Origin of the sequence: Streptococcus sp. 2022WUSS135, assembly GCF_044427045.1 — a bacterium.
Lineage (GTDB): Bacteria > Bacillota > Bacilli > Lactobacillales > Streptococcaceae > Streptococcus > Streptococcus hashimotonensis.
On record NZ_JAOTGL010000003.1, the window covers coordinates 37140 to 62229 of the forward strand.

Below are 25090 nucleotides of genomic sequence, written 5' to 3' on the forward strand. Positions count from 1 at the left end.
ATTATCTACTTTTATAAATTTTCAAAAGTTTGTTTTGAATAAATGTTGATACATATATCCCCAGAACTCTGGTCATTAAACCTGAGATTCTAAACGAAACAAGTTCTACCCTATGTGAATATTTTAGCAAATATCTAAATTTTTTCACAAACATTTTTATATCAGAATTATTCAGATATGGAAATACAAATGGCAAGATGGAAATATAAGAATTTGATAAATAAATCAAAAGTGCTTCTTGTTTCTCATTCGATAGTTGTTTAAAATTCTTTAAATTTTCTTCAATTCCTCTAAAGGCATGTTCTACATGTCGAAGCGTGACATTATTTGTAATACTTCCTTGTCGGTTCTGACGATACATACATTGTGTATTATTTACAACAATAAATACATTCAACTCTTTCAAGAGATTTGCACACCAAATACCATCTTCATATAGATATCCACTCAAGAAATTAAGAGCAGAGGTAAATTTATCTCTTCTGACACACTTATTCCAAGCAGGGGTGATTAGGGCTCCTGTTTCAACGAGTAAGCGCGTATCTGTAATAACCTGATGAAACGGTAATTTTTTAGAAAAATTTCGAACTGCTACATCATCCTTACCGTAAAAGTAGGAAAATGGATAGATAACTGCATCAATAACTTCGTCATGTGAAATTATTTCTCTATTAATTTCATCTAAAAAGCATATATCAGTCCAAAAATCATCTCCATCTAAAAATAAAATATAGTCACCACTAGCGTTCTTTATCCCTGTATTTCTGGCTGCAGATAATCCCCCATTAGACTGATGAAATACCTTCACCCTATCATCTTTAGCTGCTAATTTATCGCATATATTGGAGGTTTTACCATCTGTAGAACCGTCATCTACCAACAATATTTCAAATTCTTCATAAGTCTGATTCAGTACACTATACACACATTCTTCCAGATAATCAGCAACATTGTACGCTGGGATAATAACGGAAAACTTCACACCTAGACTCCTTTTTGTAATCTAATTTTCCTATATTTCATGAATACAGGAATTAAGACTGTAATAATTTTATAGCGCAACATAGGAAAAGGCTTCATAACAATATTGAAAAGATTAAAGCAGAAAAAGTAAAGCTGCCAACCACTCTCAAACTGAGTACCTCTCCATGGCGTCTGATTTAATGCAGAAACATAGTCCTCTCTAAATCGATGTTTATTTCCGATTCTCCATGGACGTTCTTCGCCTAAAAAATGAACAATACGTGGTTGCTTACGAATTTTTACAAATTCTTCTTTTGAAATAAACGTTGAAGGCCTACTTAATTTTTCCAATGTACGATATGGATAAACATCAAAAATATTAAAATAATTATAAGTGATTGAGAGTGTTTTTATCTCTTCTTTCAACGCTCCATTCAGTGCATCTTGATCATTAGCAAAAAGCTCTCCATTTTTTTCTTTATAATAATCAAAAATAATTGTTCCTATACTTTTTGAACGCCACCGTTTCAAATCGATTAGAAGAACTCCCGCATTATGATATGTATACGTACCCAAATTTAAGCCTTCTCTTCTCTCAGATGAAGCTGTCGGTTCTGGGCACATTCCAAGGACTTTCCCCTCCAAATCTACTTCCCATAGCTCCCGAATATTTTCTAAAACTAAAGTATCTCCATCTAAATAGATGATTCTATCAACTTCGTCGGGCAGTAATTTATCTACAAGTAATCTTGCAAGTACAACCGAAGCCCAACCATTTGTGTCAACTTCAAAATCAAAATATGATTCCAAGTTTTCCAATTCAACGATTGTCAATTTATTACCTTCGTCGGTAACAAATTGATGAAGTTTTTCTTTATTCTGTTGACTAATACCATCTGAGAAAAGATAAAAATGGCATGTATCGTCTTCGTTTAATGTTCGCATGATTGAGCCCATACAAGCTGCTACTTGCGGAACAAAAGCATCATTCAATGTAAATAATATATTCACGTTTCCCTCTTCCACTATCTTAAATTACAACCAATAATAATCCACTATCAAAAATAGATACATGATAAAGTTAATGACTACTGTGCCAGTGATCAACCGTGTCAAATACTTCTGTTTTACCGATACACTTACCTGCTCTTTTAACATTAAACATGCCGGAAATAGATAGACTAAAAATGGAGTAAAGTATCTTCCTTGTGCCCCTTGAGAAATCATTGCATTTGGTCCAATAGCTGTCGGTGTCCATGCAAAATACATACCCGCTACAATGATAGCTACCTGAACAGGGAGTACAAATAACGAAGCAAGACCTTCTGTTTTACTTATCTTTAAATTTCCATCATTAAATAATAATAACGTAAAAATGAAAATATCTATGAAAATTAACCAAAGAGGTAATTGAGTGACAAACCAGCCAAAATAACCAAAAATACCAACCGTTAAAATACCATTAAGATGATCATTTCTATTATTGATAAATAAACTGTTTATCATCACTTTAACAAAGTGCACGACACCACCTCTATTATGTAGGAACAGATAGCTAACAAGTAAAACTAGTCCTAATCCCAAAATAAGAATTGGTAATCTTCTCTTTTGAATCCATTTTAAAATCGAATTAAACTTAGATAAGACACCTTCAAATTCAAAATCAACAAAAAACAATAGTGCCAAAAGTAAAATATTATTTGCTTTTGTTAAATATAGTAGCAAGGATAATAATATTAAATTAATAAATTTCCTGGTGGTCAGTACCTTGTCTACCAATAAGTTAACATAAAAAACAAAAAATGCAACAACAGCCAGATAGTTCACCACATCATAAGACAGAGAGCCAGCCTGCTGAATCATCATAGGTAAAAGTGAGACAAAAAACAGCGTCATCTTCCCATACTTTATTTTTTTTATCAAATAGTAGATACCTATAATATAGACTATTGTATTAAAAAGGCGCCCTATAGTGACCATCATACCATATGACGGATAAATCAATTTACCTACAACTAAACCAATTAGCTGAGGTGTACTCATTAACGATTTCAGAGAAAAATCGATAGATAATTTGTCCTTTGAAAAATCACGAATTTTGGTAAAAAGGCTTGAATATTCTGTAGAATCAACTGCATGAATCTCCGGTTTTGAATATGCAAAATCTGTTGCCCGTAATTCATTCATTGCCTCTGTATCTCTACTTGTCGGAGAATCAAATAATATATTCCACGACATAAAAGCATGTGTTGCTTCATCAGGAACCTTTGTCACAGGCATAACAAATATTGAAATTAACAAAAAGGGGATTGCTAACCTTAAAAATAATTTTTCTATCTTCATTCTTGTACTTCCCAATTCAAATGTTTTTGCAATTTTAGATATATTACTAAAGAAATTAAAAACCAAGTCCACATCGAACTAACAAAAGCAATAGCTGCCCCCAATATTCCATAATATTCTACCAATGGATTAGAAATCAATATAGATAATAGACAAGAAATTGCAAATGAAATTACGAGATACTTTTGCTTCCTCAAAACAGTAAGCATGTTATCACAAATGGTTGCAAAGGTACTCGCAATTCCCCCAAGCATTGTTATAATAAAGCTTAGCCAGTATTTATTAAGATTCGTTCCATAGAGAATATTTAATGCTGGAATCCCCAATACTATCCCCCCGACCAAAACTAACACAGCCAACCCGACAACCATTTTAACGATACGCTTCTGATATTGTTTAAATTGATTATAGTCCCCAGCTCTTCTATATATAGCCAACTGAGTTATCATGGGTCTAAATAAAATCAATAAAATATTCATTGAAAAAACAGGCATAAATAAAATGTTAAAATCCCTTTGAACACCTGTTCCTATAACACCTCTCTCAAAAAAAGTATTGAGAGCATATTTAGGTTGATTATAGATAGTAACAAGTAAAAATGCATTAATAAATAACGGCAAGCATTCTAACAATATATTTTTAATGGCTTTCAAATTAATTTCTTCTTTGATAACCCTCGTAAATTGAAATAAATTCGGAACATCAAAAAAGAAAACAAATAAATATGAGCTAATGACTAGATAGATTAATGAGAGTAGCAGGTTATTGGTTATAAACAAACCAAGTCCAAATGTCAAAATCACAATAGAGTTTCTCAAAAAAAGTGATTTACCTGCAATATCTAGCCGAGCATTTTGTTGGAACAATCCTTGAAAAACATCCGATAGAGCATCACTTCCACGATACAAACATATTAGGAAAATACAGGCAGATTTTTGAAATTCATATTTAGACAGAAAAATATAGCTTAAGGCAAGTAATAGCATAATAGTGATTGTTATAAGCCTTGTTGCAAGATACTGGCTAAACGAAAACTTTTTCGAAACATCAGTCGCTTGATAATCTCTTACCTGAAAACTAGCAATGATTACAAAAAGATTTGCTACTGCATAAGCAAAACTAAAAATATCAGCCTCTAATTCCGTCAACAAACGTGTTACTAGTAACAATAAAAATATTGATATTGCTGCTGAAGAAATACTTCCTAATAAATTCCAAATAAATATTGTTTTTGGTGATACTATTTTGCTCTTCACACTATCTTCCCCTTGTTTGTCATCCGTTATCCCTAATTTTTTAATAGAGATTTCTTTATCATCTTAAACACACTTACAATCCCAACTGATATTATCTTTAGTGTCCTTCTCAGTCCAATTTGTAAAAATTCCTTTTCTTCAATAATTAAACGCAATTCCCTTTCGCTGGAAAAACTAATCTTTTCCAATATTGGACTCACATTTTCAGTATTCTCGATCACTGCATAATCATTTGATAAATCCCACGCGCTATAAATAAATAATATTGGAACTAGCAATAATCTATCTTCTTTTGAAAAATCAATGTTTCTAAATTTCTCCTCAATCTTTTTATAGTGTTCTGTTTTTATCCAATACCAACTTACTTCTTCTCCGATTATATAAGGCACTTTATAAAAATCAACTTTCTTAGTTCTCGCAAGTGATTCATAAAGTATATTCAATTGACGAATACGTTCCGGATTGGCTTCACGAAGACTTTTTCTATCATATCTTTGATTAGTTGTTAAGTCTGGAATAACTACAGCCAAATTAGATTGTGATTCAAAATTAGAAATCACTGCATAAAATGATGTAAAAAACATTTTCCTCAACTGATACCTGTCAATAATATCCTCTACAGAATATTTTATTTCCTTTGTTTGTTTGACAGTTATATGAGCAAGATATTTAGCATCTCCCATATAGTTATTTACTATTTCAAAAAAATGCAATTCATCTGTGAGTTTTACAATCTGTGCTCTCAATTGGAAGGTGAATAAATATCTCTCAACTATACTACACTTATTTGAAAAGTCAGCTTCTGGCAATGTTATTAGTAACTGGCACCTATCGGCTATTTTGCATAACTCTTCAATATACTCTTCAAAAATAGACACTGATTCTATGTGAATATGAAGAAGCACCGATGTCGAAGATAGAACAGTTTCCGTCGTTTGCGAAACCCGTATTTGAGGAATAAAACTCGTACCCGGAATAATTATCTGCCTCAAATGCCTCTCGATTAATTCAACTGGGTATTTCGTTTTCATCCTAATAAGATGTATTAAAGAGTATATTCTATCTGGATATTCAGTAAAACTCTTTATTTTTATGAATGGAACATTATTTTTAAGTATAACTTCTGGATATTCTAGTGTAATGTTGCTATTTTCAAGGGTTTTACAACAAATGGACGTATCTAATACACACTTATAGCTATAGCCCTCTGATAAAAGTATTTTTGTCAATTGGCTCTCGTATAATTTTATAACATCTTGAATATCTGTTAACTCACTTACAGATGACCAAAAACCAACAAATGCTTGACTCTGCAAGATTCGTTTTTTAAATACCATAAAATATGACTGTAAATGTTCAGGGACAACTACACTATCTATTTTTGTCTCTAAGTGATTGGTCATTCCCCAAAAATCTACATCAACATCACTGTCAAATTGACTATAATAATCCTCTAGGTTCCAGAGGGGGCCGAAACATGTATCATTCATCAGAGTTACCGAATCATATTGATAAAATGTTACTTGATTCAGCCCTTCTTTCCATGCCGCAAAATCATAACCAATATTATCTCTCTGGATAAAAAAATCAATCAGTCGTTCCGACTGTAAATATTGTACTATGTCCTTTGAAACATGGCTGTTAGAAACAAAAACTATGTCTGAATAAATACTTCGTATCGACTTTAATTGATAATAAATATATTCACTGACAACATTATATTTATTATAGTGAACATATACCAACAAACGCGACATTCTGCCTCCGTTATATTTTATTAATCTAGCAGCTCCCATTGGCTATTTCTCTGAATAAACCCGGTTGCTGCGTCTTCCTCTGCAATATTATCAGTGCTAAACTTCCTACTAATAAAAATAGCTGGTGTGTCAGAAGTCTTGGCAAATAATAACGGTTGCTTATTACTATTTCGTACTGACACCGCCATTTTTAATTTTGCCTGATTAATTGAAGGTAGCTTACATTTCACTCGGATAAACTTCTCACCTTTGCCAAACGTTTTTAAATCCATAGAATTGTCGTTATATACATCAAAATGACGTTCTAAATCTAAAAATGTAAATGCAATATGTGTTTCAATATCTTCTAAAACCGTATATTTAAACTCGATTTCAATTGATTCATCAGGTTCAATTTGATTTTTTGAGACCAGGTTAATCTGCAAATCTTTTACAATATCACTCTGATGCAGTGGTTCTTCGTTTTCTGTAACTTCGCTTATTGAGGCAAGCACATTATCAAAACTGTATTGATTAGCTACATCATCAGGTTCTCCTAATGCCTTGACGTATCCTTTCTCTATTAGAAGAGCTTTATTACAATACTTTTTCACAGCTCCCATATCATGGGTGACAAGAATGGTCGTTTTTCCACTTTTTTTACGCTCTAGGAAATAATCATTACATTTACGCTGAAAGGCCTCATCGCCTACTGCTAGAACCTCGTCAAGTATCAGAATATCTCCCTGCGCTTTAATGGCAACTGAAAAGGCTAGACGTACCTGCATTCCACTAGAATAATTTTTCAGCTTTTGATTCATGAATTCACTTAATTCCGCAAATTCAACAATATCATCATACATTGCATCAATTTCTTCTGCAGTAAATCCTAACATCGCACCGTTTAGGTATACATTTTCCTTACCAGTTAGTTCCGGATTAAAACCAACACCAAGTTCAATAAAAGAAACTAATTTACCATCCACAGCTACAGTCCCTCTTTCAGGAACATATATTTGAGATAAAATTTTTAACAGTGTCGACTTACCAGAACCATTGCGACCAACAATTCCAAAAAAGTCCCCTTTTTCAACTTCAAAACTGATATCCTGCAAAACATTATACTCTACGTAGCCTTTAATCCCTTTAAATAAATTGACTAAAGTAGTTCTTAGACTCTGACTACTCTCCGTTGGAAGCTTAAAACTCTTGCTAACATGTTCTACTTTTACAGCAATATTATTATTTTTTACCATTACAAAATCTCCGCAAACTTTTTGGCATTTTTTCTAAACACAGTTATACCCAATAGGTAAACAACGACTGGAAGAATATACGGAATTGCCACAATAACAGGATTTTCAATCAATTCACTAACTGTAGTATTCCCAGAATAAACAATAAAATGTCTCAAGTCTTGAATAATTTGTGCAACAGGGTTCAACATCATCAATTTAGCAAATGTTACTTGCCCACGCTGTAAAATAAATGTCAATGAATAAATAATTGGTGTCGCATACAATCCAGCCTGTAAGAACACTTCCCAAATTGGACCAATATCTCTAAATCTTACAAATAAAGAAGATAGGATGAAAGCTATACCTGTTGCTAGTAATGCCAATTCAAAAAACAGTGGGATTATAACTAAAACGGACCAAGTAAAGGGAACCCCGTTAATAGCAGCAAATACAAACACAACCATTAAGTTAATGGCGTAATTAATTGCAGCTCCTGCAACTGAAGAAAGGACGATTATCTCTTTCGAAAAATTCAACTTCCGCAACAAATCCCCGCGTGAAACAATAGACATCATCCCCATATTAGTTGCTTCTGTAAAAAAGTTCCATGTTACCATACCCAATAGTAGCCCTACTGCATAATGAGGAGTTCCATCATCAAAGCGCAAAAAACGAACAAATACTAAATACATAATTGTAAAAAGTAACATCGGTTTCAAAATCGACCAGAGATGTCCAATGAGAGAACCTTGGTAACGTAATTTAAAATCTGTTTTAATCATCTCTCTTAAGAGTATTTGATTTTCTTTATTTAATAAATTCATAGCTATTCCTTATATGCAAATTTTGTCACAATCAATGTCGTGAATACTAATGTATGAAAGGTTTTGTTTTTTCTTAAACCATATTTTCTCAAAATCCTGAATCGTTCAAGCATTGGTTTATCCATAATGGTTACAAAGGCTTCTATTAATTCTCTATTTGATTGAGAAAGTGGCATTTGTAGTAAATGACGGGCTTGTTTTTGACTATTTTTAATCAAATCCCAATAGACCGCAAATAAAATGTGAGGGCGAATCCATTTTTTTAATCGTTTTGAGAGAGTTCGAGCACCTAGTACATTATCCGAATGTTGGCGATACAGTTCACCTGGTTGATCAATAAATACCAAATTTCCAAAGGCTGAAGCTAGTAAGGCCAAGAACCAATCGTGCATGAGTATATCATCCGTCTCTTGCCACATTTCAGCGAGTGTATGGTTAATCATGGCAACCCCACCTGTCACCGTATTTTCGGTCAGCTCTTGAACTAATTCAGTATTGGCATGATGAGATTGAGATTTAACCATGCTTTCAGTCATAATCTCTAGATCTTGATTGACCACTTTTAAATCCATATAAACCATTAAGGGGAGATTAGCTGGATAATTTTGGGCTTCGTTTAGACTGAGTTCCAATTTATTTGGCAACCAAACATCATCCTGATCACTAAAAAAATAATAGTCAGCCCTATCGTGGTTCACTAGTTTATGAAAACTTTTAATAACTCCAAGATTGTCACTCTTATCACTATCAATAAGATGAATTCGACTATCTTGACGCTCAAAATCTTTAAGTATTTCTTTTGTATTGTCACTGGAACCATCATCACGAATAAATAGTGTCCAGTCTGTGTAAGCCTGTTCTTGGATAGAGCGAATTTGCTCAGCTAAGAACTGTTGACCATTATAGGTCGACATCAAAATATTGACTTTCATCGTAAAAATAATTCCTCGTACTCACGTGCAATTTTTTCCCAGGTGTATTCATCCTTCATGTGTTTTTTCGCAATTTCTCCTAATTCCACCGCTTCAGCATTCTCATCAATTTGGTTAATTAATTGACTCAAGCTACCTGACTCCTTACTCCAATACCGAGCACCTTCTAGGGCAACTTTTCGGTTAAAATCGACACCTAAAACCAAATTTTCATTGGTTTGTGCCAAGGCCTCAAGTAGACCAGGATTAGTACCACCAACTTCATGTCCATGGATATAGGCACGACACTCCTGTCGAAGATACTTTAGTAGTTCTTGATCGTACACTGTTCCAACAAATTTGATTCGTGGATCAGATGCAAAATCTGTCTCTTCTTTGAGCTGTTGGAAATAAGCAGAGCCTTCATGATTGGCTATAATGACCAAATCACGTTTTGTCTTGCTGGCCATAAATTCCTTGATAGCTGTTACATAATTATTTTCTGGAACAAAGCGACCAACTATCAGGAAATATTCTTTCTCTTTAATGTTCCAATTTGTAAAATATTGGCGAACTTGTTTAGATTCTTTTGTTAACTTAGTCGGACTTAAATCTGTACCATAGGCAATAAAAGTTGTATTTGTAGCTGAGTATTCAGACTGCAAGTAATCTTCAATACCTTCATTGTCAGCGACAATCAAATCAGCATATTTGACCATCATTTTTTCAGAAAATTTTAGATAGCGTTGAACTGGTTTAGCCCATTTGGTCCGTTTCCATTCCAAACCATCTGGATTGACAAACAAGGTACCTCCAACAGAGTGAATCATTTTTGCAAAAGGCACTATGAAGCCACCTATGGTATTTCCCAAGATATAGAAAATTGGTCGCTCTATCTGCTGTTCCTTGATGATTTTAAGGGCATAAGTAATCGCCATCATATCATAAGCAATCACACGAGCGGGTCCAAGTTTTGGTGGATTAATGGTGAAGCAATCTGCACCCAGGTAGGTCGAATGTTGGTGATGACTTGTATCAGACAAGCACGCCACATGGTAATGAATCTTCTCAGATTGCTGGTGACTGACCAATTGTTGGACAAAGGTCTCAAAGCCACCATATTTTGCTGGCAGTCCACGACTACCGATAATAAAAACGTGTTTCATGAATCCTCTCCATCAAATTGCAGTTCTTTTCATTATACCATTTTTTAGTTTTTTTTCCTAATTCTATCCTAGTTTGGTTATAAAGGCTTTTCTTTTTCTACGCCTCTGACTCCACAGTATAGATAAAAACAAATTTTGAGTTAATAAGAAAAATTTGATATAATATGTACTGGCTTTTACATAAAAATATAAAACTTAGAATTGTTAATAGATATGAAATTAATCAAACAGCTTATTCACATACTGATCTCCATCGGATTGATTGGAAGTTTTTTTCTCTATGCACATCTCATTCAAAACGAATTAGGTTCTACAAAAAATGATGGAACTATAGAAATAATCGCAGAACAACCAAACCAAGTAATCGACAGCATCCAAATAAATGGACGTTATATTCACTCATCAGAAATTATAGAAAACCAATGGGGAATCAATGATGCTGATTTAATTCCTAATTTTTCTTCTCTAGGTGAAGAAAATTCACTCGTAATTAAATCTTCCTCTTCTGTAAGAACCTTATCATTTGAATACTTTGTTAGTGAAAATCCGACTATTGTAAAAATTAAAGTCGGTGGACAATTGGTTGAATCCATTGACACATCAACTGGAGATAAATATAAAAATTTAGCCTTTATTGAGCTTCCCTATACTTTACGGATAACTAAAGATAATCAATTTTGGTACCTCCACTTAATAGTCCTTGCTTTAGGTCTAACATGCTTTATCTTAAATGGAGCAACATGGAGAATCAAAAGAAGAGATATCCGTATCTTAACAATATTATTAATCGTTCAATATATATTCACTACTTTTACATTTCCACGTTTATATCGCAATGAATTAGTGCTATTTAATTCGAACTTTAATAAAATGGAAACTCAACAGCTATTAGTTGCACTAACTTTCCTGATATTTTTTGGTCTTTTAGGATACAAACAACTCCGAGGTCATATCTCTAAAGCCTTCAAAACGATTAGCCTATCAGTGATTTATCTTCTAGTTCCCATTTTTTCATTATTTATTATTGAAAATAGCTACTCACAATTCTCTACTCTTTCCCCAAACAGTCTTTGGAACAATCTAATCATTATCGGAGTCCTCTACCTAATACTGGTATTTACAACTAACCTACGATTTGCCAGCCTATTAATTCTATCCGCTTCAGTATTTATTGGTATAAGTAACCAACTTTTGATTGACAGCCGTGGTGCTCCTCTATTATTTTATAATCTTTTTCAAATTACAGACGGATTAAATGTAGCTTCTAGCGTAGCAATTAATATCAACAATCGAATGCTACAAAGCATGGTATTTTCTTATATCTTATTGACCTTCTTTTTCTTTATCCCCAAATTATATTTACCAAAACTTCTACCTTCTAGAACGTTCTATTCTAGTTATGATTTCAAATGGCCGAAACGTTTCAGCAGAATTTTACTGGGCTATATAACTTTAATAACAATCGTTCCAATGATTAATAAAACTGTCGTCTCTAATGCAAATATATCATTAAACTACTGGAGAATGTACGTCACCTATGGTCAATTTGGGCTACCACTCTCACTCGCCTCTTTCTATGAAGACAGTAAAATAACTAAGCCTGAGGGATATTCACTCCCAAAACTTAATGAAGTTCTTGAGAAGTACCCTCCTGAAACAGAAAAACAAACAATCAGACCTAATATTATCTTTATACAGAATGAATCACAGAGTGATTTTTCAAACTTACAGGGCTTAAATATGGAGCCTGATCCGCTATCAAACCAACATGCATTAACAGACAATACTATTCATGGCACCCTAAACGTCTCTGTTTTCGGCGGTGGTACTGCAAATACCGAGTATGAAGTGCTGACAAGTAACCCAATCAGTTTATTATCCTCTAATTTATTCCCATATCAGCAGATTATCACACAAGAACGTCCAAGTTTCGCAACTTATCTAAAAAATAAAAATTACGACACCGTAGCTCTACATCCTCAATCTGGAAATAATTACAACCGTCATGCAGTATATCCTCTACTAGGGTTTAATAAATCTTATTTTTTAGATTCGGAACCTGCTATTAGTAGCTTAGCACCACTAACAATCGATCGTGGCTGGCCATCTGATCAATTCTTGTTCAACGGAATAAAAGAACTTTATACCCAAAAAGGAGACCAGCCTCTATTTAGCTTTGTTGTTACCATGCAAGGACATGGAGGCTATCCAAGTACGGAAGAAATTTATCCTCGCGAAGTCAGTATTAATGGTTCAACATCTGAATACTTAGCTGAAACAGAATTTTTGACCAGCATGAAAAGAACAGATGAAGCATTTGCAGATTTAATTACTTTCTTTAGCACTTACAAAGAGCCAACGGTCATCGTCATGTACGGCGATCACCAACCTAGTTTGACTCAAGAATTTTACGCACAATTTATGGATGAAAATAATCCTGCTGCTAAATATTCTACCCCTTTAGTGATTTGGTCGAATTTTGATATTAGGGAGCGCGAATCTACAACAATCAGCCCAAACTATCTCGTTCCATATTTGATGGATATTTTATCCGAATCCGACTATGCCCTTCCTCGATCACCTTACCAACAATTTTTGAGTGATATGCAAATCGAAGCACCTATCATTACTAGCTGGGGAAATATCGATAATAATGGCCAACAAATTGAAGACATATCAAGCCTATCACTTTACCAAACCTACTTACAACTAGAATACAATAGTGCCGTTGATAAACGACCTTTAACAGATTTATATGAGTGATAAAAATAGCCTTGCTCGTTTTTGAGCAAGGCTATTTATCATCCAAAAAACTTAATTATCTAAAAGATAAAGCTTGTAATTCTCGATAATTGATCGTATTTTTTCACCATATTTCGGATCAGTAGCATATCCTGATTGTCTTAACGCAAGAATTGCTTGTTGATAATCAGTTGCCTCTCTGAAACTCTGGTAATTTTTTATTCTCCACGGAGTAGAGGTAAAGAACTTAGCATAGTCTGCTACACTTTCATTCCATGAATTATATTTTCTAAACAAGTGCTTTTCTTGCTTCTTCTCACCATCACGGTATTCATTGGTAATGATTTCAATTGTAGCACCTGTCCACGCAGCATCCGCTTTGATGCCAAAAAGATTATTCCCATGAGTCGCCAAGTATGACGTTCCCCATGCACTTTCGAGGATGGCTTGAGATAACATGACGCTCGAAAGGATAGAATTAGCTTTTGAACTTTGTTCAATTGCAGGTACTAGATTAGCTATGAAACTTTTTTGATCATTAGAAAGTTTTCCTGTTTCAATACCTGTACCTGCAATTTCTACTTTCCCTCAACAGCACCATACCAATTCATTACGCCTTGTGCCAATGCTTTCGCAAGGCGAGTGTGGTAAGAATCTTGTTTGATAACTTGCAACTCCGAAGGATTATCCATAAATCCTAGCTCTACTAGAATAGCAGGAATTGCTGTCTCACGAAGGACTGCAAAAGTTTCTCTTCTTACGCCACGGTTAACTGCACCTGTTTCTTTAATTAAACTCTCCTGGACCTTGTTGGCTAAAATCTCACTTTCAGCTAAACGAGTAGGGTTATTATGCATTTCTTTATTAATTTTAGGTTGGTATTCTGGATTATATTGATACCAGTATGTTTCGATACCAGTCGCATTCGAAACTCCTGCTCCCGTCGCATTAAAATGAATACTAATAAATAAATCTGCGTTACTTGCATTCGTCATTCGTGAACGCTCTGTTTTGAAGTCTACATCATAATCACCTGTACGGGTCATCAAAACATTGATTCCATATTTCAAGAGATTTTCACGCAACTTATTTGAAACAGACAATGCAAGATTTTTTTCATGTACGCCACCGTAAGAAGCGCCCGAGTCTCGCCCTCCGTGCCCTGGGTCAATATAGACTGTGTAGGATCGCTGTGCTGACGGATTTGATAAGTGAGTCGTTGTGCCGCCAGCACCTGTTAGACCTCCACTTGAGTCCTTATAATATAAGTGAACACTATAAGTACCTATACGGTATTTATGGTCCTTCTTATTGACAGTTAACTTATAACTGCCATCTGACTGACGAGTGGCTTCATACCAACGTATATCGTCTGACTGGGACCAGGTAGGTAAGAGAACACTTGATATATCTTTCGGTGACGAAACATTAGTAACACGAACATCAAAGGTACCTTGGGCATCGTTACGATTTTCAATTGTGATGGTGCCTGTTGGCTTCGCTTCTGATAAATGAGTTGTTGTTCCACCTGCACCTGTCAAACCACCATTTGAATCCTTATAATATAGATGAACTGTATAAGTACCTGTGCGGTACTTATGGTCCTTCTTATTGACAGTTAACTTATAACTGCCATCTGATTGACGAGTGGCTTCATACCAACGTAAATCATCCGTCTGGGACCAAGTAGGTAAGATAACACTTGCTATATCTTTCGGTGATGAAACATTAGTAACACGAACATCAAAGGTACCTTGGGCATCGTTACGATTTTCAATTGTGATGGTACCTGTTGGCTTCGCTTCTGATAAATGAGTCGTTGTACCACCTGCACCTGTCAAACCACCATTTGAATCCTTATAATATAAATGAACCGTGTAGGTGCCTGTGCGGTACTTATGGTCCTTCTTATTGACAGTTAACTTATAACTGCCATCTAACTGACGAGTGGCTTCATACCAACGTAAATCATCCGTCTGGGACCAAGTGGGTAAGATAACACTCGCTATGTCCTTAGGAGAAGAGATATTAGTAACACGAACATCGAAGGTACCTTGGGCATCGTTACGATTTTCAATTGTGATGGTGCCTGTTGGCTTCGCTTCTGATAAATGAGTCGTTGTACCACCTGCACCTGTCAAACCACCATTTGAATCCTTATAATATAGATGAACTGTATAGGTACCTGTGCGGTACTTATGGTCCTTCTTATTGACAGTTAACTTATAACTGCCATCTGACTGACGAGTGGCTTCATACCAATGTAAATCATCTGACTGCGACCAGGTCGGCAAGATAACACTCGCTATATCCTTAGGAGAAGAGATATTGGTAACACGAACATCAAAGGTACCTTGGGAATCGTTACGATTTTCAATTGTGATGGTACCTGTTGGCTTCACTTCTGATAAATGAGTCGTTGTACCACCTGCACCTGTCAAACCACCATTTGAATCCTTATAATATAAATGAACCGTGTAGGTACCTGTACGGTACTTATGGTCCTTCTTATTAACAGTTAACTTATAACTGCCATCTGATTGACGAGTGGCTTCATACCAACGTAAATCATCCGTCTGGGACCAAGTAGGTAAGATAACACTTGCTATATCTTTCGGTGATGAAACATTAGTAACACGAACATCGAAGGTACCTTGGGAATCGTTACGATTTTCAATTGTGATGGTGCCTGTTGGCTTCGCTTCTGATAAATGAGTCGTTGTACCACCTGCACCTGTCAAACCACCATTTGAATCCTTATAATATAGATGAACTGTATAGGTACCTGTGCGGTACTTATGATCCTTCTTATTAACAGTTAACTTATAACTGCCATCTGACTGACGCTTTGCTTCATACCAACGTAAATCATCTGACTGCGACCAGGTCGGCAAGATAACACTCGCTATATCCTTAGGAGAAGAGATATTGGTAACACGAACATCAAAGGTACCTTGGGAATCGTTACGATTTTCAATTGTGATGGTGCCAGTAGGTTGTGTAACATTGACCGAACTGGAAGCTGTACTGACTCGAGCACTCAGAACACTTGTAGAGCCATTCGAACTTCCTGCAATCGTATTGGAAGAACTTCTTGTCAGCGAATTCGAAGTACTACTTGTTGCATCTGCTGTCAAACTAGAATCAACAGTTGAACCTGTAGTAGTAGAAGTTGCTTCCTCCTCAATTTTAGACGAGATTGCATTGCTATTATTCAAAGCAGTAGGCTTCTCAGCAGCGCTTGCGACATCCTTCTTCCACTCGAAACTATAATCTGATAAGGTCTGAAAACTTCCATCTGTTAATTGTGCTGTTAACTTCAGCGAAAAGACTTGGTCTTCCTCCGCAAATGCAGACCGATCTAAAACCGCTACGTATCTACCTTGCTCATCCATTGAGAATGCGACAGTAATTCCGCTATTTGCTTCAGAGCGAAACTGGGCTGTAACACCAATAATTTCCCCTTGAATGTTCGACAGAATAGCTTTAATCTGACCAGCCTCATCAACGACAGATAGCTGCCCGCCAGTTTCAGCAACCTGAGATGAAGAAACTTGACTAGATGGGGCATTTACCATATCCGCTTGAACAAGCTGAGCATTCAACGCGGACGCACACAAAGAAAGAAATAACAACGTTCTTTTTTTCACAAACATCTCCTTTATGTATTTCACATGTAAAAACAACTATATTTCTCAAAATAGATGCAATTACACTAATCTTCTATTTTTCTTCTTGCTTCTTTGTCAATAACCAACCAGCAAAAATTGTTATGAGTCCTAGTACAGTTAATGGAAGACTAGATTTCCCTGAGGTTTTTGGTAATACTTTAGCTTTATCATTTGGTATAACCTTTTTCTGGCCTGCTTCGGAAATATTGCCTTTGCCTGTAGCTACATCAGAAATCTGACCGCCCCCTTGACCTGAAACATCTTGCAAATCATTTGAGTCATTTGAAACGCTTTGACTTGTTTGTGCCCCAGTATTTTCAATATTAGCTGTACTTTTATCCTCGACTTTTGATTGTAGACTAGCAGTTAGTTCTGCAATCTGTCGGTCTATTTCTGAAAAATCATACGGAAATTTTGGTTGCGAAGCAGTTGCAAGAGCTTGACCATATCCTATAGTTGCAGATGTAATAGATTCTAAATTAGAGTTTCCACTTTCCAACAATCCAGCTAATTCTTGTCCAGTTGCTTCTGCATAAGCAATATAATTATCAATCGCTGCCGACTCTTTATTCAGTAGTTCAACGATAACTTCTCTAGCGTATTTCAATGCAGCCAACTCGGCTTCAGGAGTACTTGCATCATCTTCAGACTCGTACTTAGAAACTATAGCCGCTGCTTCTTCTCTTCCGCTTTTTCCAGCGACTGTAAGTGTCTCAAATAAGTAATGGTAATGTTGAGCTATGCTACCAATTAAATTTGCTTTAAGTTCATCTAAAACAACAACTTGCTCTGCTGTTAAGCTTGCCTTCAAGTCTGCAATTTCTTCATCCCATGTAGCTTCAGCACTACCCGATGCCATTTCTTCCATCATTCCCTCAAGAAACGCCAATCCATATTCTTGCATATCGATAGTCATTTTAGCTTGAATATATTCACGTACGGCAACTTTTTCATCATCAGTTAAATGATAGGTCGTACTTTGACTTGTCTCTGCTGCTACAACTGGAACAGCTCCGGACGGTAATATAGCACCTCCTAGTAAAGCAAGAAGGATTGCTGATGTCAATAACGGCTTAACAATCGCTTTCTTTTTCATACACATCTCCTGTAGACTATTTCTTTTCTTGTTTATAGAATGCTTCCAAAGCTTCTTGCCAAGTTGGGATGACAAAGCCTGTGGCTTTTGCCTTATCCAAGCTCATGGTTGAGTTGAATGGACGTTTTGCCTTAGCTGGGAATTGGCTAGAATCCACTGGCAATACCTTGGTATTAGTATCCTTAAGGATTTCCGTCGCAAAGTCAAACCAAGTCGTATCTTCTGCTGCATCGTTTGACAAATGGTAGTAACCAAATGCTTGCTTGGTGTCCACCAAGTGTACCATGAATTCCGCAAGTGTGCGTGTCCAGGTTGGACGACCGTGTTGGTCGTTAACAACTGTCAAGGTATCTCGAGTTTCCGCAAGGTTTTGCATGGTGAAAACAAAGTTTTTACCGTAGTTACCAAAGACCCAAGCCGTACGAACAGTGTAGAACTTGTCTGCAAACTTCTCAACTGCTTCCTCACCCAAGCACTTGGTACGACCGTATTCTGATTGAGGATCTGGTTGGTCATCTACTTGCCACTCTTGACCAACTGGCAACTCACCGTTGAAGACATAGTCTGTAGAGATATAAACGAGGGTTGCACCGTATTTAGCAGCTGCCTTGGCAACATTTTCAGAGCCTGTTACGTTAATCTTGTAGTTGAGTTCTTTGCCTTCATCTTCTGCCATATCAACAGCTGTATAGGCTGCACAGTGGTAAACAATGCTTGGCTTAACTTCTGCAAAGAAGGCATCCACCTTGTCTGCATCCGTGATGTCCATTTCTGCTACGTCAGCGGCAACGTACTCAACACCACGCTCATCCAAGAGATAACGCAACTCTGTACCCAACTGACCATTTGCACCTGTAATTAAAATCATGTTTGCTCCTTATTTCAAGAAAGGCTTGGGCAAGAGCCCTAGCCTTTAATAGTCTTATTTAATAACTTCCTGTGTCTTAGCATAGTTGGCTTCAACAGCTTCTTTTTCTGCCTTCCACCAATCTTGGTTGTCTGTGTACCACTGGATCGTTTCTTCCAAACCTTGAGAGAAGTCTGTGAATTGTGGTGTCCAGCCAAGCTCGTCACGAAGTTTGCTTGCGTCAATAGCATAGCGCAAATCGTGTCCTGCACGGTCAGTCACGTGATCGTAAGCATCTTTTGGTTGACCCATTTTTTCAAGGATCAATTCAAGCACTTCTTTGTTGTTCTTCTCACCGTCAGCACCGATTAGGTAAGTTTCACCCATACGGCCTTTTGTCAAGATTGCCCAAACACCAGTCGAGTGGTCGTTGGTATGAATCCAATCACGGACGTTTTTACCTTCACCGTAAAGTTTTGGCTTGATACCTGCCAAGATGTTGGTAATTTGGCGTGGGATGAATTTCTCAATGTGTTGGTATGGACCGTAGTTATTTGAACAGTTGGAAATAGTCGCTTTAACACCAAATGAACGCACCCATGCTTTGACAATCAAGTCTGAAGCAGCCTTGGTTGATGAGTATGGTGATGACGGGTTGTAGTTGGTTTCTGCTGTAAATTTCTCACCTGGACCTTCGCCATGACCTGGCAAATCTTCACGTAAAGGAAGGTCACCGTATACTTCGTCAGTCGATACATGGTGGAAACGAATATCGTATTTACGAGCCGCTTCAAGCAAGGTGTAAGTACCGATAAAGTTGGTATGGATGAATGGGCTTGGGTCGTTGAGGGAGTTGTCGTTGTGGCTTTCTGCCGCATAGTGAACAATTGCATCTGCTTTAGCAGCCAATTTGTCGACCAACTCAGCATCTGCAATATCACCAACAACCAGCTCAACACGGTCACCAAGAATAGCTTCGATGTTAGCCTTGTTACCAGCATAAGTAAGTTTATCCAAAACAGTTACGTGAACGTCTGGATGATTGTTATAAACATAATGTACAAAGTTTGAACCGATGAAACCAGCTCCACCAGTTACGATAATATTTTTAAATTGAGACATTTTTTTCTCCGAATTTTTCGATTAGTTTTTTTCCAAATAGTAAATATACTAAGAAGGCAATCACGTTGGCTGCAAATAATACAGCTATAATCACAAGGAAAGCTGACATAAAATTTGCCAGAACTAAACTTAAATACTGTAGAAACCAGGGTTCTTTTTGTGATAAAATTTCTTTTATCAAAGAATTACGAGCATAAAGCAAACATAATGAAAACACACAAGCCACTACTGTTCCGAAAGCCTTGGTCAGACAACCTTCTTTAATTATTTTTTCAAGTTCGTTTTTATGGATAATAAATAAAAAATCAATGATAAAGATTGTAGCACCAATTTCTAAAATATCATACCAATCAATATTTGAGCTAAAGTTTTTAAAAATTAAAATTAAACTAAAGATAAAAGCCGTTACAACTTTTTCAACACCATTAAGATTAAGGGGCTCTACCTTCAATTTATTTTTCATTAGAGGTCCTCTTTTCTCAAAGGCTTAACGTCCTTGAGGAGTGGGTGATTTTCATCTGCTTCTGAAACTTCCGCTTCTTCTAGGTTTTCCCACTTGATGTCGAGGCTAGGGTCAGCGTAGTTGACGAAAGCATACTTAGGCTTGAGTTCCAAAGCCCAGTAGTCGTTAACCAAGTAGCTGTAAGCCACGAAATCTGACAAAACTTGGAAACCATTGGCTACTCCGCGCGGAACGAAGATACCTTTTGAAGCATCGATAACTGTTTGATAGGTATTACCGAAGGTCTCTCCTTCACGAAGATCGACCCAAGTTCCCAAAACCTTACCGCCATCTGCCACTGAAATGTATTTATCCCAAGGCTCAGCGTGAAGACCACGAAGAACATTTTTGCGAGAGAAGGAAACATTATTTTGCAATTTTCCTTCTGCAAAGAAGCTTTCAGGGAAGCCGAGAGGCAACATTTTTTCCTTTTGGAAGTTCTCCTTGAACCAGCCACGGTTGTCACCATGAACAGGAATGTCAAATTCTAACATTCCTGGAATAGCTTCAACTGGGCGAGCTGCTAGTGTTTTACCGAAAAAGTTTTCTGTCATTAGGCTTCTCCAATCAAACGGAGCAAGTATTGTCCGTATTCATTTTTCTTAAGTGGTTGCGCCAACTCGTGCACTTGTTCTTTGGTGATGTAGCCCATGCGATAGGCAATCTCTTCCAAGTTAGCCACTTGAACGTTTTGCAAACGTTGAACCGTTTCGATGTACTGTGCAGCTTCCAAGAGGCTTTCATGCGTACCTGTATCCAACCAGGCAAATCCACGGCCCATAAGCTCAACAGATAAGTCGCCACGCTCTAAGTAAGCCTTGTTGACATCTGTGATTTCCAACTCACCACGAGGTGAAGGCTTGATATTTTTGGCAATCTCCACAACATCATTGTCATAGAAATAAAGACCAGTAACCGCAAAATTTGATTTTGGCTCTTCAGGTTTTTCTTCGATAGAGATGGCATTCATATCTGCGTCAAACTCGACAACACCAAAGCGTTCTGGGTCTTTTACTTGGTAACCAAAGACAGTCGCGCCCTTTTCTTTGCTTGCTGCACGTTGCAACATCTTGGTCAATCCATTGCCGTGGTAGATGTTATCACCAAGGATCAAGGCTACATTGTCATCACCGATAAATTCTTCACCGATAATGAAGGCTTGCGCCAAACCATCTGGGCTTGGTTGTTCTGCATATGAGAGAGAAATTCCCAACTCAGAACCATCACCAAGCATGTCCTTGAAACGAGGTAGATCCTGAGGAGTAGAAATAATTAAGATTTCTTTAATCCCAGCCAACATGAGTGTTGACAATGGGTAATAAATCATTGGTTTGTCATAAATCGGCATCAACTGTTTTGAAGCTGCGCGTGTCAATGGGTAGAGACGAGTCCCAGACCCACCTGCCAGAATAATACCTTTCATATAAGAGTACCTTCCATCAATTAATATCAGTTCATTATACCATATTTTTAAAGATATTGTCATAAGAAAAAAGCCTGTGACGACAGACTTTAACAAATTATCCTAAGGCAACATCCAAAATCATCATGATGATAAAACCAGCCATTAAGCCCAGAGTTGCAATGTCCGTATTGCCATTTGTCTGCGACTCTGGAATGAGCTCTTCTACAACGACAAAAATCATGGCTCCTGCCGCAAAGGAGAGGGCATAAGGTAAAATAGGTGTCATAAAGGTAACCGCAAAAGCCCCTATGACTGCTGCAATCGGCTCGACAATCGCTGACATTGATCCCCAGTAAAAAGCTTTCCACCTAGATGCACCGTCTGTACGAATTGGAATAGCCAAGGCTGCACCTTCAGGAATATTTTGTATACCGATCCCAATAGCAAGACCTATTGCGCCGATAAAAGCTGCTGGACTATAGTTAGAAGCAAGTGCACCAAATGTCACACCGACCGCCAAGCCTTCAGGAATATTGTGAATCGTAATAGCTAAGAAGAGCAGGGCTGTTTTGGATAGATTTTTTCTCTCCTTCTCACCACCGCCTTCTGCCTTATCTTTATCATTCCCCAAATGCAAATGCGGAACCCAGGCATCTACCAAGCGTAAAAAAATACCACCTGCTGCAAAACCTACTGCTGCTGGTATCCAAGCCAAATTGCCGTATGAACTTTCAGCATACTCAATCGATGGGGCTAATAAAGACCAAAAAGAAGCCGCAATCATAACACCAGCTGCAAAGCCTAGCATGGTGTCTAGCAAACGACGACTAACTGTCTTAAAGAAAAATACAACGGCAGACCCCATAATCGTACAAAACCATGTGAATAAACCACCTAGCAAAGCCTGTAGAACTACAGACTGATTAGTAAACCAAGTCATAACTAACATCCTATCCTGTTTAATCTTGCATATCCTATAAATTAAGATATCCTAATTTATTATAAAATTCAAGCTTTTTCACTTAAATAAATAAGAAAACATCCAAAAAATAAAAGACCTAAAACTACATTAAATGTCGTCTTGGTCTTTCCATAATTAGGTACTGATTAATTTATCACAAATGTCTAAACGGATTGGTTGAAACAGTTGAAGGTAGAATTTCGACATCCCAACCTTCATTTGCCTTCCATGTTTCCAACAATTCAGCAATTTTCTTGATAAACAAGGCTTCGATATGATGGCCTGGATCAATAGCCAGCAAGCCTTGTGTCAGCATATCCTGCCCAGTATGGTAGTAAATATCGCCTGTGATGTAAACATCTGCCCCCTTGGCAAGAGCCTCATGGTAGTAAGCCCCACCACTGCCTCCACAGATGGCTACACGGCTGACATACTGCTTGGCTTGATGCCCATAGGTCACTAGACGGACAGCATCTAGACCAAAGACAGACTTGACTTTCAAAGCCAAATCCTCCAAAGTCTGCTCTGCTATTGTCCCCACACGACCAAGCCCCTGCCCCTCGGCAGTTTCAATCAAGTAGGTAGTATCTTGAATTTCTAATAGTTCACAGAACCAGTCGTTGAGACCACCCTCAACCACATCAATATCTGTATGACTGACATAGACTGCAATATCATGCTTAATCAAATCAAGATACATTTTAGTTTGCGGATTGTCACCCACCAAATCCTTTATAGGACGAAAAATCGGAGCGTGCTTGACGATAATCAAATCCACCTTTTTATCAATCGCCTCTGCCACTGTTGTCTCACGAATATCCAGAGCCACCATGACACGTTGAATCTCTTTATTAAGGGTACCAATTTGCAGCCCTTTGACATCGCCTTCCATAGCCAAAGAAGAGGGGCAAAAGGCTTGATAGCGCTCAATAACCAGACTAGCTAACATGGAGTACCTCCTGAATTTGTTGGATTTTTTGGGAAATGGCAAAGCGGTCACCTTGGCGTTCAGATGGAACTTGTTCCAAAGCAAAACTTAATTTTTCAAGTTCTCTTCTCCACTTTTTGACGAAAACTGGCGAAACCTCCTCTAGTAGATAGGGACCAAAACGATGTTCAACTTCTGATAATCTCATCTGTCCTGATTCTGCAACGAGGACTTCATATAACTTGCCATTTTCTTCCAGAATCTTTTCAGCAACCAATCTAAAACCATTTTTTTCCAACCATCGACGCACATCATCTTCACGATTATTTGGCTGGAGTATCAACTGTTCAATGGTCGCAAGCTTTTCTTTTCCTGCTTCTAAGATTTCTGCAATCAAGCGTCCTCCCATACCTGCTATGGTCACGGCAGTCATCTGGTCAGACATCTCAAACGCACCTAAGCCATTTGCTAAACGGACTAGAATTTTTTCTGTTTGTCCCGCCTGCTCTACATTCTGGAGCGCTGACTGATAGGGGCCTTGAACGACTTCCCCCGCAATGGCAAAATCAATACGCCCCTGCTCTACCAAAAAAAGAGGGAGATAAGCATGGTCACTCCCTACATCAACTAGACGTGCCCCTTGTGGGACAAAACTTGCGACTGTTTCCAGCCTTTTAGATAATTTTGTTTCCATATCAATCTTTCCACATCCACATTGCATCAAGAAAGTCACTTGAAACAGTCACATTCTTAGGAGTCTGAATTTCTCTTTCTGCATTTTTCGCTTCTACTTGCGCAACTGTAGTAATTCCCTCACGGCGCCAGTTTCGTAGAATAGCTTGGATGTATTTCCAATTTGTTTTGTTGTTAAAAACAGCTTCTTTCAAGGCTGCACGAACCAAATCAATCGAAGTTTTGTCATCCTCAATAGTCTTCTGCAAATCTTCGATTTCAAACGGCGATAAAAAGCGACCCAATTCACGTTCAAAATCACCCACCAAGGTCTTCAAATCATTCTCTGGTTGCACAATCTCAACTGCCTGTTTTGGAGTTAACAGAGCATCCAATTTTTCAAAAGCAGGAAGCGCATCGAATATCATTTCAATTTCACCAGCAATACTGATTGTCTTAAATTCTAAGAGTCCAGCATCTTGGAGATTTTCAATAGCTTGATTGACCTGGGCAACTGTTTTACCAGTAGCTTGAGCAATCTCACTAGGTGCTAATGATTCGATGGCTGAAGAATTTTGATAAAAGAAAAACTGCCAAATCAAAAAATCATCTGCCGACGGAAAAAGCTCTTGATAGTGGAATAATATTGCTGCTGGCAGGACCAAATGTCCCTGACGAAATTGCTGTGAATAGTTCATACTTCCTCT

General features: G+C 37.2%; 22 protein-coding genes. 1 reads left to right on the forward strand and 21 read right to left on the reverse strand.

Features of this window, described 5'->3' with window-relative positions; translation table 11 throughout:
* Position 1: 1 nt before the first annotated feature.
* Genes ODU45_RS01920 through cps2T form a run of 9 tightly spaced genes read right to left on the reverse strand, consistent with a single transcriptional unit; the run spans position 2 to position 10437 of the window.
* Positions 2–982, reverse strand: coding sequence for a glycosyltransferase family 2 protein (locus ODU45_RS01920; protein ID WP_024412380.1), 981 nt, complete (start codon positions 980–982; stop codon positions 2–4).
* A gap of 2 nt (positions 983–984) precedes the next feature.
* Positions 985–1974: a glycosyltransferase family 8 protein gene (locus tag ODU45_RS01925; RefSeq protein WP_398580653.1), complete on the reverse strand. Its 990-nt coding sequence runs from the start codon at positions 1972–1974 to the stop codon at positions 985–987.
* 24 nt (positions 1975–1998) lie between these two features.
* Entirely contained in the window at positions 1999–3306 is a 1308-nt protein-coding gene (locus ODU45_RS01930; RefSeq protein ID WP_205026245.1) for a DUF2142 domain-containing protein, read from the reverse strand.
* The gene (locus ODU45_RS01935) at positions 3303–4562 is read right to left on the reverse strand and encodes a polysaccharide biosynthesis C-terminal domain-containing protein (RefSeq protein ID WP_024378821.1); all 1260 of its coding nucleotides are present in this window, start codon (positions 4560–4562) and stop codon (positions 3303–3305) included. The genes ODU45_RS01930 and ODU45_RS01935 overlap by 4 nt, the downstream gene beginning before the upstream one ends.
* Positions 4563–4594: 32 nt before the next feature.
* Positions 4595–6358 (reverse strand): rhamnan synthesis F family protein, encoded by a 1764-nt coding sequence (locus ODU45_RS01940; protein ID WP_398580654.1) that lies wholly within the window; start codon positions 6356–6358, stop codon positions 4595–4597.
* Positions 6340–7554 carry an ABC transporter ATP-binding protein gene (locus ODU45_RS01945; protein WP_029171596.1) on the reverse strand — a complete coding sequence of 405 codons (1215 nt, stop codon included), beginning with the start codon at positions 7552–7554 and terminating at the stop codon, positions 6340–6342. The genes ODU45_RS01940 and ODU45_RS01945 overlap by 19 nt, the downstream gene beginning before the upstream one ends.
* Entirely contained in the window at positions 7554–8360 is an 807-nt protein-coding gene (locus ODU45_RS01950; protein WP_136670608.1) for an ABC transporter permease, read from the reverse strand. The genes ODU45_RS01945 and ODU45_RS01950 overlap by 1 nt, the downstream gene beginning before the upstream one ends.
* Before the next feature lie 2 nt (positions 8361–8362).
* Positions 8363–9292 (reverse strand): glycosyltransferase family 2 protein, encoded by a 930-nt coding sequence (locus ODU45_RS01955; protein ID WP_398580655.1) that lies wholly within the window; start codon positions 9290–9292, stop codon positions 8363–8365.
* Positions 9289–10437: a beta 1-4 rhamnosyltransferase Cps2T gene (cps2T, locus tag ODU45_RS01960; protein WP_398580656.1), complete on the reverse strand. Its 1149-nt coding sequence runs from the start codon at positions 10435–10437 to the stop codon at positions 9289–9291. The genes ODU45_RS01955 and cps2T overlap by 4 nt, the downstream gene beginning before the upstream one ends.
* A 213-nt stretch (positions 10438–10650) precedes the next feature.
* Here cps2T and ODU45_RS01965 point away from each other — a divergent pair, with 213 nt between their 5' ends.
* Entirely contained in the window at positions 10651–13200 is a 2550-nt protein-coding gene (locus ODU45_RS01965) for an LTA synthase family protein (protein ID WP_398580657.1), read from the forward strand.
* 51 nt (positions 13201–13251) lie between these two features.
* Here the strand turns inward: ODU45_RS01965 and ODU45_RS01970 are convergent, their stop codons facing one another.
* From ODU45_RS01970 to ODU45_RS02025, 12 genes are all read right to left on the reverse strand, one after another.
* Positions 13252–13755 carry a glycoside hydrolase family 73 protein gene (locus ODU45_RS01970; RefSeq protein WP_398580682.1) on the reverse strand — a complete coding sequence of 168 codons (504 nt, stop codon included), beginning with the start codon at positions 13753–13755 and terminating at the stop codon, positions 13252–13254.
* Between the two features lie 2 nt (positions 13756–13757).
* A complete protein-coding gene (locus tag ODU45_RS01975) occupies positions 13758–16835 on the reverse strand; it encodes a GBS Bsp-like repeat-containing protein (protein ID WP_398580658.1) in 3078 nt (1025 codons plus the stop codon).
* Positions 16836–16902: 67 nt separating this feature from the next.
* Entirely contained in the window at positions 16903–17946 is a 1044-nt protein-coding gene (locus ODU45_RS01980; protein ID WP_398580659.1) for an LPXTG cell wall anchor domain-containing protein, read from the reverse strand.
* 16 nt (positions 17947–17962) lie between these two features.
* Positions 17963–18814: a dTDP-4-dehydrorhamnose reductase gene (rfbD, locus tag ODU45_RS01985; protein ID WP_398580660.1), complete on the reverse strand. Its 852-nt coding sequence runs from the start codon at positions 18812–18814 to the stop codon at positions 17963–17965.
* Positions 18815–18868: 54 nt separating this feature from the next.
* Positions 18869–19915 (reverse strand): dTDP-glucose 4,6-dehydratase, encoded by a 1047-nt coding sequence (gene rfbB, locus ODU45_RS01990; RefSeq protein WP_024385627.1) that lies wholly within the window; start codon positions 19913–19915, stop codon positions 18869–18871.
* Positions 19902–20378 (reverse strand): hypothetical protein, encoded by a 477-nt coding sequence (locus ODU45_RS01995; protein ID WP_253216129.1) that lies wholly within the window; start codon positions 20376–20378, stop codon positions 19902–19904. Before ODU45_RS01995 ends, rfbB begins: the two co-directional genes overlap by 14 nt.
* A complete protein-coding gene (locus ODU45_RS02000; RefSeq protein ID WP_205027199.1) occupies positions 20378–20971 on the reverse strand; it encodes a dTDP-4-dehydrorhamnose 3,5-epimerase family protein in 594 nt (197 codons plus the stop codon). Before ODU45_RS02000 ends, ODU45_RS01995 begins: the two co-directional genes overlap by 1 nt.
* Entirely contained in the window at positions 20971–21840 is an 870-nt protein-coding gene (gene rfbA, locus ODU45_RS02005; RefSeq protein WP_024379473.1) for a glucose-1-phosphate thymidylyltransferase RfbA, read from the reverse strand. Before rfbA ends, ODU45_RS02000 begins: the two co-directional genes overlap by 1 nt.
* A gap of 97 nt (positions 21841–21937) precedes the next feature.
* A complete protein-coding gene (locus ODU45_RS02010) occupies positions 21938–22762 on the reverse strand; it encodes a ZIP family metal transporter (protein ID WP_024410284.1) in 825 nt (274 codons plus the stop codon).
* Positions 22763–22937: 175 nt separating this feature from the next.
* The gene (locus ODU45_RS02015; protein ID WP_398580661.1) at positions 22938–23732 is read right to left on the reverse strand and encodes a Nif3-like dinuclear metal center hexameric protein; all 795 of its coding nucleotides are present in this window, start codon (positions 23730–23732) and stop codon (positions 22938–22940) included.
* Positions 23722–24405, reverse strand: a complete 684-nt coding sequence (locus tag ODU45_RS02020; RefSeq protein WP_398580662.1) for a tRNA (adenine(22)-N(1))-methyltransferase — start codon at positions 24403–24405, stop codon at positions 23722–23724. Before ODU45_RS02020 ends, ODU45_RS02015 begins: the two co-directional genes overlap by 11 nt.
* Before the next feature lies 1 nt (position 24406).
* A complete protein-coding gene (locus ODU45_RS02025) occupies positions 24407–25081 on the reverse strand; it encodes a DnaD domain-containing protein (RefSeq protein ID WP_398580663.1) in 675 nt (224 codons plus the stop codon).
* Positions 25082–25090: the final 9 nt, after the last annotated feature.

Excerpts from the sequence above, each read along its gene's own strand:
- ODU45_RS02025 (WP_398580663.1), bottom strand. The coding sequence starts at position 25,081 with ATGAACTATTCACAGCAATTTCGTCAGGGACATTTGGTCCTGCCAGCA.
- ODU45_RS02010 (WP_024410284.1), bottom strand. The coding sequence starts at position 22,762 with ATGACTTGGTTTACTAATCAGTCTGTAGTTCTACAGGCTTTGCTAGGT.
- ODU45_RS01945 (WP_029171596.1), bottom strand. The coding sequence starts at position 7,554 with ATGGTAAAAAATAATAATATTGCTGTAAAAGTAGAACATGTTAGCAAG.
- ODU45_RS01950 (WP_136670608.1), bottom strand. The coding sequence starts at position 8,360 with ATGAATTTATTAAATAAAGAAAATCAAATACTCTTAAGAGAGATGATT.
- rfbD (WP_398580660.1), bottom strand. The coding sequence starts at position 18,814 with ATGATTTTAATTACAGGTGCAAATGGTCAGTTGGGTACAGAGTTGCGT.
- ODU45_RS01930 (WP_205026245.1), bottom strand. The coding sequence starts at position 3,306 with ATGAAGATAGAAAAATTATTTTTAAGGTTAGCAATCCCCTTTTTGTTA.
- ODU45_RS02015 (WP_398580661.1), bottom strand. The coding sequence starts at position 23,732 with ATGTTAGCTAGTCTGGTTATTGAGCGCTATCAAGCCTTTTGCCCCTCT.
- cps2T (WP_398580656.1), bottom strand. The coding sequence starts at position 10,437 with ATGAAACACGTTTTTATTATCGGTAGTCGTGGACTGCCAGCAAAATAT.
- ODU45_RS01955 (WP_398580655.1), bottom strand. The coding sequence starts at position 9,292 with ATGAAAGTCAATATTTTGATGTCGACCTATAATGGTCAACAGTTCTTA.
- ODU45_RS02020 (WP_398580662.1), bottom strand. The coding sequence starts at position 24,405 with ATGGAAACAAAATTATCTAAAAGGCTGGAAACAGTCGCAAGTTTTGTC.
- ODU45_RS01975 (WP_398580658.1), bottom strand. The coding sequence starts at position 16,835 with ATGTTTGTGAAAAAAAGAACGTTGTTATTTCTTTCTTTGTGTGCGTCC.
- ODU45_RS01940 (WP_398580654.1), bottom strand. The coding sequence starts at position 6,358 with ATGGGAGCTGCTAGATTAATAAAATATAACGGAGGCAGAATGTCGCGT.
- ODU45_RS01965 (WP_398580657.1), top strand. The coding sequence starts at position 10,651 with ATGAAATTAATCAAACAGCTTATTCACATACTGATCTCCATCGGATTG.
- ODU45_RS01995 (WP_253216129.1), bottom strand. The coding sequence starts at position 20,378 with ATGAAAAATAAATTGAAGGTAGAGCCCCTTAATCTTAATGGTGTTGAA.
- ODU45_RS02000 (WP_205027199.1), bottom strand. The coding sequence starts at position 20,971 with ATGACAGAAAACTTTTTCGGTAAAACACTAGCAGCTCGCCCAGTTGAA.
- rfbA (WP_024379473.1), bottom strand. The coding sequence starts at position 21,840 with ATGAAAGGTATTATTCTGGCAGGTGGGTCTGGGACTCGTCTCTACCCA.
- rfbB (WP_024385627.1), bottom strand. The coding sequence starts at position 19,915 with ATGTCTCAATTTAAAAATATTATCGTAACTGGTGGAGCTGGTTTCATC.
- ODU45_RS01980 (WP_398580659.1), bottom strand. The coding sequence starts at position 17,946 with ATGAAAAAGAAAGCGATTGTTAAGCCGTTATTGACATCAGCAATCCTT.